We start from the raw sequence: 13,206 nt of genomic DNA, 5'->3' as shown, positions 1-13,206 counted from the left end.
CCAAAACAGTTTTGTTGAATTAAAATTTAAACCTTGAGAGGAGGAAAAATAGTATGGCTAGAAAATATCCTATAGAAAAGTTCCGTAACTTTGGAATAATGGCCCATATAGATGCTGGTAAAACGACAACTACTGAGCGTATATTATTTTACACAGGAAGAACACATAAAATAGGTGAAGTTCATGAAGGTGCAGCTACGATGGACTGGATGGTTCAAGAACAAGAAAGAGGTATAACAATAACTTCTGCTGCAACATCATGTGTATGGAGAGATCATGAGTTAAACATCATTGACACACCAGGACACGTAGACTTTACTGTTGAAGTTGAAAGATCTCTAAGAGTTCTTGATGGAGCTGTTACAGTTCTAGATGCTAAGAGTGGTGTTGAACCACAAACTGAAACTGTTTGGAGACAGGCAGACAAATACCAAGTACCAAGAATGGTGTATGTAAACAAAATGGATGCTGTTGGTGCAGATTTCTTTAGATGTGTTGCTACATTAAGAGATAGATTAAAAGCAAATGCTGTTCCAATCCAATATCCAATTGGTGCTGAAGATCAATTCAAAGGTATGGTAGACTTAATAAGAAACGTAGCTATCCTTTATAAAGATGATCTAGGAAAAGAAGTTGATGAAACTGAAGTTCCAGCTGAATTAAAAGATAAAGTTGAAGAATATAGAGCAACTATGATCGAATCAATAGCTGAACTAGATGAAGAATTAATGATGAAATACCTTGATGGTGAAGAACCAACAGTAGAAGAGTTAAAAGCAGCTCTTAGAAAAGGTGTAATCGCTAATGAAATAGTTCCTGTATTCTGTGGTTCATCATACAAGAACAAAGGTGTTCAACAAATGATCGACTCAGTTGTTGATTACTTACCATCACCACTTGATATACCTGCTATAAAAGGTACTTCATTAGAAGGTGAAGAAGATAGCAGAAAAGCTTCTGATGAAGAGCCAATGTCTGCATTAGCATTTAAGATTGCTACAGATCCATTCGTTGGTAAATTAGCTTTCGCTAGAGTATACTCAGGAGTTCTTCAATCAGGTTCTTATGTTCTTAACTCAACGAAAGGTAAGAAAGAAAGAATCGGAAGACTTGTTAAAATGCATGCTAACCACAGAGAAGAAGTTGAAAGTCTTGAAGCTGGTGAATTAGGTGCAATCGTAGGTCTTAAAAATACAACAACTGGAGATACTTTATGTGAGGAAGCAAATCCAATCGTACTAGAAAGTATGGAATTCCCAGATCCAGTTATCCATGTTGCTATAGAACCAAAAACAAAAGCTGGTCAAGAAAAAATGGGCTTAGCTCTTGTAAAACTTGCTGAAGAAGATCCTACATTCAAAACTTTTACTGACCAAGAAACAGGTCAAACAATCATCGGTGGTATGGGAGAACTTCACCTTGAAATTATCGTTGATAGATTAACAAGAGAGTTCAAAGTTGATTGTAATGTTGGTGCTCCACAAGTTGCTTACAAAGAAACTATCAGAGAAGCTGTTAGAGCTGAAGGTAAGTTTGTAAGACAATCTGGTGGTAGAGGACAATATGGTCACTGTTGGATAGAAATGATGCCTCATGAAGGTGCATATGAATTCGAAAACGCTATCGTTGGAGGAGCTATTCCTAAAGAATTTATTTCACCTATCGATAATGGTATTCAAGAAGCTTCAAATAGCGGTGTAGTTGCAGGATTCCCAGTTATAAACTTCAAGATCAAGCTAGTTGACGGTTCATACCATGATGTTGACTCATCAGAAATGGCATTTAAAATCGCTGGATCTATGGCATTCAAAAATGCTATGGCTAAAGCAAATCCAGTACTACTTGAACCAATAATGAAAGTTGAAGTTACAGTTCCAGAAGAATACATGGGAGATGTAATTGGTGACATAAACTCAAGAAGAGGTAGAATTGATGGTATGGAAAATAGAGCAGGAGCTCAAGTTATCAGATCATTCGTTCCACTTTCTGAAATGTTTGGTTATGCAACTGCATTAAGATCTAAGACTCAAGGTAGAGGAACTTACAGCATGGAAACAGATCATTATGAAGATGTTCCAAGAAATATCCAGGATAAAATTGCTGGAGAAAGAAACGCAAAATAATAAAGGGTTTAAATAAGGGAGGAAATCAAGATGTCAAAATCAAAATTCGAAAGAACAAAACCACACGTAAACATCGGAACAATTGGTCACGTTGACCACGGTAAGACAACATTAACAGCTGCAATCACATCAGTACTTGCACTTAAAGGTGGAGCAAAAGCTTTCAAATATGACGAAATAGATAAAGCGCCAGAAGAAAAAGAAAGAGGAATCACAATCAACACAGCTCACGTTGAGTACGAAACTGAAAATAGACATTATGCACACGTTGACTGTCCAGGACATGCTGACTATGTTAAGAACATGATCACTGGAGCAGCGCAAATGGACGGAGCAATATTAGTTTGTTCAGCAGCAGATGGTCCAATGCCACAAACAAGAGAACACATACTATTATCATCAAGAGTTGGTGTACAATACATAGTAGTATTCTTAAACAAAGCAGATATGGTAGACGATCCAGAATTATTAGAATTAGTTGAAATGGAAGTAAGAGAATTACTAGATGAATACGGATTCCCAGGAGATGATACTCCAGTAATAACAGGATCAGCATTAAAAGCATTAGAAAACCCATCAGATGAAGAAGCAACAAAATGCGTAATGGAATTAATGGCAGCAGTTGATTCATACATCCCAACACCAGAAAGAGCAACAGACAAACCATTCTTAATGCCAGTAGAAGATGTATTCACAATCACTGGAAGAGGAACAGTTGCAACTGGAAGAGTTGAAAGAGGAATTCTTCATGTAGGAGACGAAGTAGAACTAGTTGGATTACACGAAGAAACAAGAAAAATCACTGTAACAGGTGTAGAAATGTTCAAGAAATTACTTGATGAAGCAATGGCAGGAGATAACATCGGAGCATTATTAAGAGGTGTTCAAAGAGATGAAATCGAAAGAGGTCAAGTATTATCAAAACCAGGTTCAGTAACACCACACAGCAAGTTCGTAGGTCAAGTATACGTACTTAAGAAAGAAGAAGGCGGAAGACACACACCATTCTTCGATGGATACAGACCACAATTCTACTTCAGAACAACAGACGTTACAGGTTCAATCAAATTACCAGACGGAGTTGAAATGGTAATGCCAGGAGACCACATCGACATGAACGTAGAATTAATAACACAAGTAGCAATGGATGAAAACCTAAGATTCGCTATCAGAGAAGGCGGAAGAACAGTTGGTTCAGGTGTTGTTACAACAATCGTTGAATAATATTTAAACGAAATGACTTTTAAATAGACATAATAGCATAAGACAAAATTAGATGCAGATTTTAGATGGACATTATTTAGACAGACAGAATGAAATAAATCGATTTTAATAAATAGTTTAATGATATATCTTTAACAAAATTATATTAATATAATAAAAACAAACAAACTGCAGTTTATGAAAAGAAGATAGAGACGTCTATCTTCTTTTTTTATAGTGAAATAAGTAGAAAAAAGCTATTTACATAATGAATTACATACACTATAATGTATAAAGTGACGTTTAGCGGGGCAATAATCATTAGTAATAGAACTAAAAATACAATGTTTTTAGTTAAGTTACAAAATTAGAACCTTTAATAAATAAGCTATTGCAATTCTTAGTTTTCTAAGTTATAATATAAGAGTTGTGAGTAAAAATGGCGATGAAGCAAGAGGTGGCCTGACTTTAGGGAGATTCTTGCGGAGTATGTCTTGGTCTTGAACCAGGCGGCGGAATAGTGCATCTTGGAAGGGTGTTATTGCAGTATGCGATACACGTGGAAGGGTTTACAGTATATCCGTTATTGTACGCATAAAGTATAACGTGCGATGAAAAGGAGGGAATAGAAATGGCAAAGCAAAAAATAAGAATAAGATTAAAGGCTTTTGATCACACATTACTTGATCAATCAGCTGAAAGAATTGTTGAAACTGCAAAATCTACAGGAGCAAAGGTTGCTGGTCCAGTGCCACTACCAACTGAAAAAGATGTTGTAACTATCCTTAGAGCTGTACATAAGTACAAAGATTCTAGAGAGCAATTCGAAATCAGAACTCATAAGAGACTTGTGGATATATTAAGTCCATCACCAAAAACTGTTGATGCTCTAATGAGATTAGACTTACCAGCTGGTGTTGATATCGAAATTAAATTATCAGAATAAAAAATATAGTTTGTTTAGATAAATAGCTATTCGGACTATTATGATCACCAAGGGTGATCCGCTAATATGTTAGGAGGTATTCAGGATGAAAAAGGCAATACTAGGCAAAAAAATTGGTATGACCCAAATTTTTGACGAGAACAGAAAATTAATACCTGTTACTGTTGTAGAAGCAGGTCCTTGCGTAGTAATCCAAAAGAAAACTATCGATAAAGATGGTTATGAAGCAATTCAAGTTGGATTTGGCGACAAGAGAGAAAATTTATTTAACAAACCTATGAAAGGACATTTCGCAGCAGCAGGTGTTCCAGTAAAAAGATATGTTAAAGAATTAAGATTAGAAGATGTATCAGGATACAACGTTAAAGATGAGTTTAAAGTTGATATCTTCGAGGCTGGAGAAAAAGTAGACGTATCAGGAGTTTCTAAAGGTAAGGGATTCCAAGGTACAATTAAGAGATGGGGCGCACACAGAGGACCAATGAGCCACGGTTCAAAATTCCACAGAGCTCCAGGTTCTATGGGAGCTTCATCAGATCCTTCAAGAACATTTAAAAATAAAAAATTACCTGGTCACATGGGAGCTAAAAACACTACTGTTATGAATTTAACAGTTGCTAAGGTTATGGTTGATAAAAACATCATCCTTATAAAAGGAGCTGTTCCAGGACCAAATAAAGGCTTTGTTGTTATCAGAAATGCAGTTAAAGCTTAATATTAACCCAGGAAAGGAGGATGCAGAATGCCTACAGTAGGATTATTTAATAAAGAAGGCCAAAATGTTGGAGATATCCAATTAAATGACAATGTATTTGCAGCTAAAATTAGTGAAGCAGCAGTACATCAAGTAGTTGTTGCTTTATTAGCAAATAAAAGACAAGGAACTCAATCAGCTAAAACAAGAGCTGAAGTTTCTGGGGGTGGAATCAAACCTTGGAGACAAAAGGGAACTGGTAGAGCTAGACAAGGTTCAATCAGATCGCCACAATGGATTCATGGTGGTATAGTATTTGCACCAAAACCAAGAGATTATAGAGTATCAATTCCAAAGTCAATGAAGAGAACTGCTATGAAATCTGTATTAACTAGCAAAGTTAATGATAACGAGTTAGTAGTATTAGAAAGCTTAGCTTTTGATGCTCCAAAGACTAAGGAAGCAGTTGCTATGTTAAAAGCTTTTGAAGTTAAAAAAGCTTTAGTAGTAGTTGCTGAATCAAATGAAAATGTATATAAGTCAATCAGAAATGTTGAAGGTGTTGAAGTAATACCAGTAAACAATATCAATGTATATGACTTATTAAAGTATCCAAAGGTATTAATCACTAAGGATGCTGTATCAAAGATTGAGGAGGTGTACGCATAATGAAATTAACAAGCTATGATATTATAAGAAAGCCTGTTATTACTGAAAAAAGCATGAGCGAAATGGCTGAAAAGAAATACACTTTCCTAGTAGATGTAAATGCTAACAAGTGCCAAGTTAAAAAGGCAGTTGAAGAAGTTTTCGGAGTTGAAGTAGCAGATGTTAAAACAGCTAACTACTTAGGTAAAACTAAAAGAGTAGGCGTACACATCGGTAAAAGAGCTGACTATAAAAAAGCTGTTGTTAAATTAACAGAAGAAAGCAAAACAATCGAATTCTTCGAAGGAATGTAATAAAAAGCAGGTATTGGCTGAGGCCAGATAAGCGAAAAAGAAGGAGGGAAATTGCATGGCAGTTAGAACGTATAAACCTACCACACCTTCAAGAAGAGAAATGACTATGGATACATTTGAGTTCATAACTACAAATGTGCCTGAAAAATCACTTCTTGTATCAAAAAATAAAACAGGTGGTAGAAACAATCAAGGTAAAATAACTGTTAGACATCACGGTGGTGGTGCTAAGCAAAAATATAGATTAATAGATTTCAAGAGAAATGATAAAGATGGAATACCAGCAAAGGTAGTTTCAGTTGAGTACGATCCAAACAGATCTGCTTACATTTCACTTGTATCATATGCAGATGGTGAGAAGAGATATATCATCGCACCAGTTGGAATAAAAGTTGGAGATGTTGTTGAGTCAGGCGTTAACGCTGATATCAAACCAGGTAACTGCTTACCATTAAAGAACATTCCAGTTGGTACAGTTGTTCATAATGTAGAATTAGCAGCTGGAAAAGGTGCTCAATTAGTTAGATCTGCCGGTGCTTCAGCACAGCTTATGGCTAAAGAAGGCAACTATGCAACATTAAGATTACCTTCAGGTGAAATGAGATATGTTAGAATTGAATGCAGAGCTACAATAGGAACTGTATCAAACTTAACACACGAAATCATCAATATAGGTAAAGCTGGTAGAAAAAGACACATGGGTATCAGACCTACAGTAAGAGGTTCTGTAATGAACCCTAACGATCACCCTCACGGTGGTGGTGAAGGTAAATCACCAGTAGGACACGCAAGTCCACGTACTCCATGGGGTAAACCAGCACTTGGATACAAAACAAGAAAGAAGAAGAAATACTCAGATAGACTTATTATCAAGGGTAGAAAATAATCAGGAGAGAATTATAATTCTCTTCTGATTTAATTGAAGGTTTGATGAAGGGAGGCCAAATTTAATGAGTAGATCAGTAAAAAAAGGACCTTATATAAAAGAATCATTATTAGCAAAGATCAACGAAATGAACGAAAAAAATGAGAAGAAAGTTATAAAAACTTGGTCAAGAAGTTCAACAATTTTCCCTCAAATGGTTGGTCACACAATCGCAGTTCATGATGGAAGAAAACACGTTCCAGTGTACGTTGTAGAAGATATGGTAGGTCATAAACTAGGTGAATTCGTATTAACTAGAACATTTAAAGGTCATATACAAGAGAAATCATCTGGTAAGAAGAGATAAGCTTAGAAAGGAGGACTTTTCAACATGGAAGCTAAGGCTATAGCTAGATATATAAGAATGTCACCAACGAAGGTGAACATAGTGTTAGACTTAATAAGAGGTAAAAATGTGAATGAAGCATTCGCAATTTTACAATATACTCCTAAGGATGCAGCAGTTGTAGTAAATAAATTACTTAAATCCGCTGTTGCTAACGCAGAAAACAATTTAAATTTAAGCAGAGAGAACTTATATGTTTCTGATGCTCATACAGGTCAAGGTCCAACTTTAAAGAGATTTAGACCACATGCACAAGGAAGAGCATTTAGCATTAAAAAGAGAACATCTCATATAACTCTAGTAGTTAAAGAAAGAGCGTAGAAGGAGGGAAAAACTTTGGGTCAAAAGGTAAATCCACATGGGTTAAGAGTCGGCGTTATAAAAGATTGGGATGCAAAATGGTTTGCAGACAAAAAAGAATTTGCTAATTACTTAGTTGAAGACAATAAAATTAGAGACTTTGTAAAGACTAAACTTTATAACTCTGGTATTTCTAAAATAGAAATAGAAAGAAAAGCAAAAAGAGTTAAGTTAAATATATACACAGCTAAACCAGGTATGATCATCGGAAGAGGCGGTCAAGGTATTGAAGCTTTAAAGAAAGATTTATTAAAAATATCAGCAGATAAGAATATTTTAATAAATATAGTTGAAATCAAAAATGCTGAAACTGATGCACAATTAATGGCTGAAAGCATAGCACAACAATTAGAAAAGAGAATTTCTTTTAGAAGAGCTATGAAACAAACAATTCAAAGAGCTATGAAGCAAGGCGTGAGAGGTGTTAAAACTGCATGTGCTGGTAGATTAGCAGGAGCTGAAATTGCTAGAACAGAGCAATATCACGAAGGTACAATTCCACTACAAACACTTAGAGCTGATATTGATTATGGATTTGCAGAAGCAAATACTACATACGGCAAGATTGGTGTAAAAGTATGGGTATATAAAGGTGAGGTTCTTCCAACAAAGAAAGTTAAAAATGAGGAAGAAGTAAGCGCACAATAGGGAAGGAGGAAATCTGATATGTTAATGCCTAAAAGAGTTAAGCATCGTAAAGTGCAAAAGGGCAGAATGAGAGGTAAAGCTACTAGAGGAAACTTTATAGCATACGGAGATTATGCAATTCAAGCTACAGAATGTGGTTGGATTACAAGCAATCAAATAGAAGCTGCCAGAATCGCGATAAATAGATACATCAGAAGAGGAGGAAAACTTTGGATAAAGATTTTCCCAGATAAGCCAATCACTGAAAAACCAGCTGAAACTCGTATGGGTTCCGGTAAAGGTTCACCAGAGTATTGGGTAGCAGTTGTTAAACCAGGTAGAGTGTTATTCGAATTATCAGGTGTTAATGAAGAAACTGCTAGAGAGGCAATGAGACTAGCTTCTCATAAGCTTCCTATAAAAACTAAATTTGTAACAAGAAAAGACTTTGAGGAAATGGGTGGTGAGAAATAATGAAGGCTAACAAGTTACAAGAGTTAAGAGAAAGTTCAGCTCAAGACTTAAATGCTAACTTAGCTGATCTTAAGAAAGAGCTTTTTAACTTAAGATTCCAATTAGCTACAGGCCAATTAGAGAATCCTATGAGAATCAGAGAAGTTAAAAAATCAATAGCCCAAATTAAAACCATCCTAAGAGAAGATGAATTGAAGGCTGTTGAACAATAATCGATACTTTGAAAGGAGGTCTGTGCCGTGGAAAGAACAATGAGAAAAACAAGAATCGGTAGAGTTGTTTCAGATAAAATGAATAAGACAATTGTAGTTGCTGTTGAAACTAAAGTGCGTCACCCATTATACGGAAAAACAGTTAATAGAACTACTAAATTCAAAGTTCATGATGAAAATAACGAAGCAAACGTTAATGATAGAGTAGAAATTATGGAAACTAGACCATTGTCAAAAGACAAAAATTGGAGACTTGTTAAGATAGTTGAAAAAGCTAAGTAGGCTTTAAAACTGAAAGGAGGGTTTTTACATGATTCAGCAACAAACATTATTAAAAGTTGCAGATAACTCAGGTGCTAAAGAAATTATGTGTATCAGAGTATTAGGTGGATCTCACAGAAAATGGGGAAACATCGGAGACATTATAGTCGCTAGCGTTAAAAGTGCAACACCAGGTGGAGTTGTAAAGAAAGGCGATGTTGTAAAGGCTGTTATCGTTAGATCAGTTAAAGGATTAAGAAGACAAGATGGTTCATATATAAAGTTCGACGAGAATGCTGCGGTTATCATTAAAGAAGATAAACAACCAAGAGGAACTCGTATATTCGGACCAGTTGCTAGGGAATTAAGAGATAAGGAATTCAATAAAATCTTATCACTAGCACCAGAAGTTCTATAATATAGGGAGGTGGCTTAAGTGAGCAAGATACATGTAAGAAAGAGTGACAAAGTTGTTGTTATCTCAGGTAAAGATAAAGGTAAAATCAGTGAAGTTCTTGCAGTATATCCTAAAAAGGGAACTGTTTTAGTTAAAGATGTAAATGTAGTAACTAAACATCAAAAACCAAACAGAGCAAATATGCAAGGTGGTATAGTTAAAGCTGAAGCAGCGATCAACAGTGCTAAAGTTATGTTGTTCTGTGATAGCTGTAAGAAAGCTACAAGAATTAGCAATAAGATTCAAGAAGACGGATCAAAAGTTAGAGTTTGTAAGAAATGTGGTAAAACACTTTAATCTTGAAAGGAGGGCAATTTGATGAGTCCAAGACTTAAAGAAAAGTATGAAAATGAAGTTGTAAAAGCTTTAATGGAAAAGTTCGGATATAAAAATATTATGGAAGTTCCAAAGCTTGAAAAAATAATTATAAACATGGGCGTAGGCGAAGCTAAAGATAATGCTAAAGTTTTAGAATCAGCTGTAAGAGATTTAGAAATCATTGCTGGTCAAAAAGTAATCTTAACAAGAGCTAAGAAATCAGTAGCGAACTTTAAGTTAAGAGAAAATATGCCTATCGGATGCAAAGTTACATTAAGAAAAGATAGAATGTTTGAATTCGCTGACAAATTAATGAACGTAGCATTACCAAGAGTTAGAGACTTTAGAGGAGTTTCAAGCAAGGCTTTTGACGGCAGAGGAAACTATGCTTTAGGAATTAAAGAACAATTAATTTTCCCAGAAATTGAGTACGATAAGGTCGATAAAGTAAGAGGTATGGACATTATATTTGTAACTACTGCTAAGACAGATGAAGAAGCTAGAGAGTTATTAAGATATCTTGGAATGCCATTCGCACAATAATAAGGAGGGAATACTGTGGCACGTAAAGCAATAGTTGAAAAGTGGAACAAAGAACCTAAGTATTCTACTAGAGCATATACAAGATGCAGATTATGTGGAAGACCACATTCAGTATTAAAGAAATATGGTATCTGCAGAATATGTTTTAGAGAACTTGCCTATAAAGGTGAAATACCAGGTTGTAGAAAAGCTAGCTGGTAATATAAGTAGTTGTATGAAAGGAGGCACTATTAATGGTTATGACAGATCCAATAGCAGATTTGCTAACACGTATAAGAAATGCTAATACTGCGAGACACGAAGTGGTTGAAGTTCCTTCTTCAAATGTAAAGAAGGCTATCGCTAACTTACTTTTACAAGAAGGTTACGTTAAAGATATAGAAGAATATAATGATGGAATAGTTCCTATGCTAAGAATAGCATTAAAATATGGTTCAGATAAAACTAGAACTATAACTGGTTTAAAGAGAATATCTAAGCCAGGTTTAAGAGTTTACTGCAGAAAGGAAGAAATTCCTCAAGTATTAAACGGCTTAGGAGTTGCGATTATCTCAACTTCAAAAGGTATATTAACTGATAAAGATGCAAGAAAATTAGGATTAGGTGGAGAAGTAATCTGTTACGTTTGGTAATTTAGATTAAACTCAATAATACAGGAGGTGCAATTATGTCAAGAGTAGGTAAGCTTCCAGTAGCTATTCCTAACGGTGTAACTTTTACTGTAACACCAGAGAACGTTGTTACAGTAAAAGGACCTAAAGGTGAGCTAACAAAAGCTATGCACAAAGACATTAAAATAGAGACTGTTGATAACAGCGTTGTTGTTACAAGACCAAGCGATGTTAAAGAACACAGAGCTTTACACGGTTTAACAAGAGCTCTTATAAACAACATGGTAACAGGCGTTAATGAAGGGTTTGTAAAAACTCTTGAGTTAATCGGAGTTGGTTACAGAGCACAAGCTAAGGGAAAAGGATTAGTTTTAAGCCTTGGATATTCACATCCAGTTGAAATAGACCCAGTAGATGGTATTACTTTTGAACTTCCAGATGCAAACCATATTAAAGTTATGGGAATTGATAAAGAATTAGTTGGATCTGTAGCAGCTGATATCAGAACTTGGAGAAAACCAGAACCTTACAAAGGTAAAGGTATTAAGTACTCTGATGAAGTTGTTAGACGTAAGGAAGGTAAAACAGGTAAGTAATCTTAGAAAGGAGTGAATTCAATGATTAGCAAAAAGGATAGAGCAGAAGCTAGAGTTAAGCGTCACAGAAGAGTTCGTAAGAACATAGCTGGTACAGCTGAAAGACCTAGATTAGCTGTTTTTAGAAGTGAGAAGAACATATATGCTCAAATTATAGATGACGTAAAAGGTGTTACTGTAGTTTCAGCATCATCTTTAGATAAAAACTTTGAAGGCCTAGGAAGCAATAAGGAAGCAGCAAAAAAAGTTGGAGAATTAGTAGCTAAAAAGGCATTAGAAAACGGAATAAAAACTGTTGTATTCGACAGAGGTGGTTATGTTTACCACGGAAGAGTTAAAGAATTAGCAGACGCAGCAAGAGAAGCTGGCTTAATATTCTAATAAAAGGAGGGAAACTTCGTGAAAATTGATCCTAGCACATTAGACCTTAAAGAAAAGGTTGTTCATATAAACAGAGTTGCTAAGGTTGTTAAAGGTGGTAGAAACTTTAGATTTAGCGTACTAGTAGTAGTAGGCGACGAAAACGGACACGTTGGTGTTGGAACAGGTAAATCAGTTGAAATCCCAGAAGCAATCAGAAAAGGCATCGAAGATGCTAAAAAGAATTTAGTAAAAGTATCAGTAGTAGGAAATACAGTGCCTCATACTTTTGAAGGAGAATTCGGAAGAGGTAGAGTACTTGTTATGCCAGCTACAGAAGGTACAGGAATTATCGCTGGAGGTCCAGCAAGAATAGTTCTTGAATTAGCAGGAATTAAGGATGTTAGAGCTAAATCTTTAGGTTCTAAAAATCCAAAAAACATGGTTAATGCAACAATAAATGCATTAAGCAATATGAGAACAGTTGAAGAAATTGCCGCTTTAAGAGGTAAGACTGTTGAAGAAATAATAGGTTAGGAGGAATTAACAATGGCTAATGTAAAAGTTACTTTATTTAGAAGTACTATTGGTAGAAAAAAAGACCATATTGCTACTGTTAATGCTCTTGGTCTAAAAAAGATTGGTCAATCCGTAATTAAAGAAGAAACTCCTCAAATAAGAGGTATGATCAATAAAGTTTCTTATCTTTTAAAAGTTGAAGAAGCTTAAGGGGAGGTGTAGAGAATATGAAACTTCATACATTAAAACCAGCTGCTGGCTCAAAGAAAGCTCCAAAAAGAGTTGGTAGAGGTACAGGATCAGGCTTAGGAAGAAATTCAGGTAAAGGTGAAAAGGGTCAAAACTCTAGAACAGGTGGTGGAGTTAGACCAGGCTTCGAAGGAGGTCAAATGCCTTTATACAGAAGATTACCTAAGAGAGGATTTACCAATATTTTTGCTAAAGAAATAACAGCGATAAACGTTGATAGATTAAATGTATTTGAAAATGGAACAGAAGTAACACCAGAATTGTTAATCCAAAACGGTATTATTGGAAAAATAAATGATGGCGTTAAAATCTTAGGAAACGGCGAATTAACTAAGAGCTTAACAATAAAAGCTCATAAATTTTCTAAAACAGCCGCTGAAAAGATAGAAGCTGCTGGAGGAAAAGCTGAGGTGATCTAAT

At 35.3% G+C, this 13,206-nt stretch carries 23 protein-coding genes; all 23 read left to right on the top strand.

Annotation, left to right across the window (positions count from 1 at the left end; translation table 11 throughout):
- Nucleotides 1–53 precede the first annotated feature (53 nt).
- The 23 genes from fusA to rplO all read left to right on the top strand — a co-directional run bounded on the left by fusA (nucleotide 54) and on the right by rplO (nucleotide 13,205).
- Nucleotides 54–2,123, top strand: a complete 2,070-nt coding sequence (gene fusA, locus CLOCEL_RS18620) for an elongation factor G (protein WP_013291938.1) — start codon at nucleotides 54–56, stop codon at nucleotides 2,121–2,123.
- A 30-nt stretch (nucleotides 2,124–2,153) separates the two neighbouring features.
- Nucleotides 2,154–3,347 (top strand): elongation factor Tu, encoded by a 1,194-nt coding sequence (gene tuf, locus CLOCEL_RS18615; protein WP_013291937.1) that lies wholly within the window; start codon nucleotides 2,154–2,156, stop codon nucleotides 3,345–3,347.
- A 610-nt stretch (nucleotides 3,348–3,957) separates the two neighbouring features.
- Nucleotides 3,958–4,272 carry a 30S ribosomal protein S10 gene (gene rpsJ, locus CLOCEL_RS18610; RefSeq protein ID WP_010073743.1) on the top strand — a complete coding sequence of 105 codons (315 nt, stop codon included), beginning with the start codon at nucleotides 3,958–3,960 and terminating at the stop codon, nucleotides 4,270–4,272.
- A gap of 85 nt (nucleotides 4,273–4,357) precedes the next feature.
- Nucleotides 4,358–4,987, top strand: a complete 630-nt coding sequence (gene rplC / locus CLOCEL_RS18605) for a 50S ribosomal protein L3 (RefSeq protein WP_010073742.1) — start codon at nucleotides 4,358–4,360, stop codon at nucleotides 4,985–4,987.
- A gap of 27 nt (nucleotides 4,988–5,014) precedes the next feature.
- Nucleotides 5,015–5,635 (top strand): 50S ribosomal protein L4, encoded by a 621-nt coding sequence (gene rplD, locus CLOCEL_RS18600; protein WP_010073741.1) that lies wholly within the window; start codon nucleotides 5,015–5,017, stop codon nucleotides 5,633–5,635.
- On the top strand, nucleotides 5,635–5,928 hold the full coding sequence (gene rplW, locus CLOCEL_RS18595; protein WP_010073740.1) for a 50S ribosomal protein L23: 294 nt from the start codon (nucleotides 5,635–5,637) through the stop codon (nucleotides 5,926–5,928). The genes rplD and rplW overlap by 1 nt, the downstream gene beginning before the upstream one ends.
- Nucleotides 5,929–5,983: 55 nt before the next feature.
- A complete protein-coding gene (gene rplB / locus CLOCEL_RS18590; RefSeq protein ID WP_010073739.1) occupies nucleotides 5,984–6,814 on the top strand; it encodes a 50S ribosomal protein L2 in 831 nt (276 codons plus the stop codon).
- A gap of 64 nt (nucleotides 6,815–6,878) precedes the next feature.
- On the top strand, nucleotides 6,879–7,160 hold the full coding sequence (gene rpsS / locus CLOCEL_RS18585; RefSeq protein ID WP_010073738.1) for a 30S ribosomal protein S19: 282 nt from the start codon (nucleotides 6,879–6,881) through the stop codon (nucleotides 7,158–7,160).
- A gap of 24 nt (nucleotides 7,161–7,184) precedes the next feature.
- Nucleotides 7,185–7,520 carry a 50S ribosomal protein L22 gene (rplV, locus tag CLOCEL_RS18580; RefSeq protein WP_010073737.1) on the top strand — a complete coding sequence of 112 codons (336 nt, stop codon included), beginning with the start codon at nucleotides 7,185–7,187 and terminating at the stop codon, nucleotides 7,518–7,520.
- A 15-nt stretch (nucleotides 7,521–7,535) separates the two neighbouring features.
- Nucleotides 7,536–8,207, top strand: coding sequence for a 30S ribosomal protein S3 (gene rpsC / locus CLOCEL_RS18575; RefSeq protein WP_010073736.1), 672 nt, complete (start codon nucleotides 7,536–7,538; stop codon nucleotides 8,205–8,207).
- Between the two features lie 18 nt (nucleotides 8,208–8,225).
- Nucleotides 8,226–8,660, top strand: coding sequence for a 50S ribosomal protein L16 (gene rplP / locus CLOCEL_RS18570; RefSeq protein WP_010073735.1), 435 nt, complete (start codon nucleotides 8,226–8,228; stop codon nucleotides 8,658–8,660).
- Nucleotides 8,660–8,872: a 50S ribosomal protein L29 gene (gene rpmC, locus CLOCEL_RS18565; protein ID WP_010073734.1), complete on the top strand. Its 213-nt coding sequence runs from the start codon at nucleotides 8,660–8,662 to the stop codon at nucleotides 8,870–8,872. The genes rplP and rpmC overlap by 1 nt, the downstream gene beginning before the upstream one ends.
- Nucleotides 8,873–8,899: 27 nt before the next feature.
- Nucleotides 8,900–9,154 (top strand): 30S ribosomal protein S17, encoded by a 255-nt coding sequence (rpsQ, locus tag CLOCEL_RS18560; protein WP_010073733.1) that lies wholly within the window; start codon nucleotides 8,900–8,902, stop codon nucleotides 9,152–9,154.
- A 28-nt stretch (nucleotides 9,155–9,182) separates the two neighbouring features.
- Nucleotides 9,183–9,551, top strand: coding sequence for a 50S ribosomal protein L14 (rplN, locus tag CLOCEL_RS18555; RefSeq protein ID WP_010073732.1), 369 nt, complete (start codon nucleotides 9,183–9,185; stop codon nucleotides 9,549–9,551).
- A gap of 18 nt (nucleotides 9,552–9,569) precedes the next feature.
- Nucleotides 9,570–9,887, top strand: coding sequence for a 50S ribosomal protein L24 (gene rplX, locus CLOCEL_RS18550; protein ID WP_010073731.1), 318 nt, complete (start codon nucleotides 9,570–9,572; stop codon nucleotides 9,885–9,887).
- Nucleotides 9,888–9,908: 21 nt separating this feature from the next.
- Nucleotides 9,909–10,451: a 50S ribosomal protein L5 gene (gene rplE / locus CLOCEL_RS18545; protein ID WP_010073730.1), complete on the top strand. Its 543-nt coding sequence runs from the start codon at nucleotides 9,909–9,911 to the stop codon at nucleotides 10,449–10,451.
- 15 nt (nucleotides 10,452–10,466) lie between these two features.
- On the top strand, nucleotides 10,467–10,652 hold the full coding sequence (locus CLOCEL_RS18540; protein WP_010073729.1) for a type Z 30S ribosomal protein S14: 186 nt from the start codon (nucleotides 10,467–10,469) through the stop codon (nucleotides 10,650–10,652).
- 32 nt (nucleotides 10,653–10,684) lie between these two features.
- The gene (rpsH, locus tag CLOCEL_RS18535; protein ID WP_010073727.1) at nucleotides 10,685–11,083 is read left to right on the top strand and encodes a 30S ribosomal protein S8; all 399 of its coding nucleotides are present in this window, start codon (nucleotides 10,685–10,687) and stop codon (nucleotides 11,081–11,083) included.
- Between the two features lie 35 nt (nucleotides 11,084–11,118).
- On the top strand, nucleotides 11,119–11,658 hold the full coding sequence (gene rplF / locus CLOCEL_RS18530) for a 50S ribosomal protein L6 (RefSeq protein ID WP_010073726.1): 540 nt from the start codon (nucleotides 11,119–11,121) through the stop codon (nucleotides 11,656–11,658).
- A 21-nt stretch (nucleotides 11,659–11,679) separates the two neighbouring features.
- On the top strand, nucleotides 11,680–12,039 hold the full coding sequence (gene rplR / locus CLOCEL_RS18525) for a 50S ribosomal protein L18 (RefSeq protein ID WP_010073725.1): 360 nt from the start codon (nucleotides 11,680–11,682) through the stop codon (nucleotides 12,037–12,039).
- An 18-nt stretch (nucleotides 12,040–12,057) separates the two neighbouring features.
- Nucleotides 12,058–12,555: a 30S ribosomal protein S5 gene (gene rpsE, locus CLOCEL_RS18520; RefSeq protein ID WP_010073724.1), complete on the top strand. Its 498-nt coding sequence runs from the start codon at nucleotides 12,058–12,060 to the stop codon at nucleotides 12,553–12,555.
- A gap of 12 nt (nucleotides 12,556–12,567) precedes the next feature.
- On the top strand, nucleotides 12,568–12,747 hold the full coding sequence (gene rpmD / locus CLOCEL_RS18515; RefSeq protein ID WP_010073723.1) for a 50S ribosomal protein L30: 180 nt from the start codon (nucleotides 12,568–12,570) through the stop codon (nucleotides 12,745–12,747).
- 17 nt (nucleotides 12,748–12,764) lie between these two features.
- Entirely contained in the window at nucleotides 12,765–13,205 is a 441-nt protein-coding gene (gene rplO / locus CLOCEL_RS18510; protein ID WP_010073722.1) for a 50S ribosomal protein L15, read from the top strand.
- Nucleotide 13,206 lies beyond the last annotated feature (1 nt).

The organism is Clostridium cellulovorans 743B, assembly GCF_000145275.1.
Classification (GTDB): Bacteria; Bacillota; Clostridia; order Clostridiales; family Clostridiaceae; genus Clostridium_K; species Clostridium_K cellulovorans.
The sequence above is the reverse complement of the archived record's forward strand: the minus strand, read 5'-3'. Positions and strand labels throughout refer to the sequence as shown.

What these genes read in the sequence shown, in the direction of transcription:
- rpsJ (WP_010073743.1), top strand. Translation starts at nt 3,958, where the DNA reads ATGGCAAAGCAAAAAATAAGAATAAGATTAAAGGCTTTTGATCACACA.
- rplV (WP_010073737.1), top strand. Translation starts at nt 7,185, where the DNA reads ATGGAAGCTAAGGCTATAGCTAGATATATAAGAATGTCACCAACGAAG.
- rplF (WP_010073726.1), top strand. Translation starts at nt 11,119, where the DNA reads ATGTCAAGAGTAGGTAAGCTTCCAGTAGCTATTCCTAACGGTGTAACT.
- rplR (WP_010073725.1), top strand. Translation starts at nt 11,680, where the DNA reads ATGATTAGCAAAAAGGATAGAGCAGAAGCTAGAGTTAAGCGTCACAGA.
- rpmD (WP_010073723.1), top strand. Translation starts at nt 12,568, where the DNA reads ATGGCTAATGTAAAAGTTACTTTATTTAGAAGTACTATTGGTAGAAAA.
- rplD (WP_010073741.1), top strand. Translation starts at nt 5,015, where the DNA reads ATGCCTACAGTAGGATTATTTAATAAAGAAGGCCAAAATGTTGGAGAT.
- rplC (WP_010073742.1), top strand. Translation starts at nt 4,358, where the DNA reads ATGAAAAAGGCAATACTAGGCAAAAAAATTGGTATGACCCAAATTTTT.
- rplE (WP_010073730.1), top strand. Translation starts at nt 9,909, where the DNA reads ATGAGTCCAAGACTTAAAGAAAAGTATGAAAATGAAGTTGTAAAAGCT.
- rpsH (WP_010073727.1), top strand. Translation starts at nt 10,685, where the DNA reads ATGGTTATGACAGATCCAATAGCAGATTTGCTAACACGTATAAGAAAT.
- fusA (WP_013291938.1), top strand. Translation starts at nt 54, where the DNA reads ATGGCTAGAAAATATCCTATAGAAAAGTTCCGTAACTTTGGAATAATG.
- rpmC (WP_010073734.1), top strand. Translation starts at nt 8,660, where the DNA reads ATGAAGGCTAACAAGTTACAAGAGTTAAGAGAAAGTTCAGCTCAAGAC.
- rplN (WP_010073732.1), top strand. Translation starts at nt 9,183, where the DNA reads ATGATTCAGCAACAAACATTATTAAAAGTTGCAGATAACTCAGGTGCT.
- rplB (WP_010073739.1), top strand. Translation starts at nt 5,984, where the DNA reads ATGGCAGTTAGAACGTATAAACCTACCACACCTTCAAGAAGAGAAATG.
- rplW (WP_010073740.1), top strand. Translation starts at nt 5,635, where the DNA reads ATGAAATTAACAAGCTATGATATTATAAGAAAGCCTGTTATTACTGAA.
- rplP (WP_010073735.1), top strand. Translation starts at nt 8,226, where the DNA reads ATGTTAATGCCTAAAAGAGTTAAGCATCGTAAAGTGCAAAAGGGCAGA.
- tuf (WP_013291937.1), top strand. Translation starts at nt 2,154, where the DNA reads ATGTCAAAATCAAAATTCGAAAGAACAAAACCACACGTAAACATCGGA.
- rpsS (WP_010073738.1), top strand. Translation starts at nt 6,879, where the DNA reads ATGAGTAGATCAGTAAAAAAAGGACCTTATATAAAAGAATCATTATTA.
- rplO (WP_010073722.1), top strand. Translation starts at nt 12,765, where the DNA reads ATGAAACTTCATACATTAAAACCAGCTGCTGGCTCAAAGAAAGCTCCA.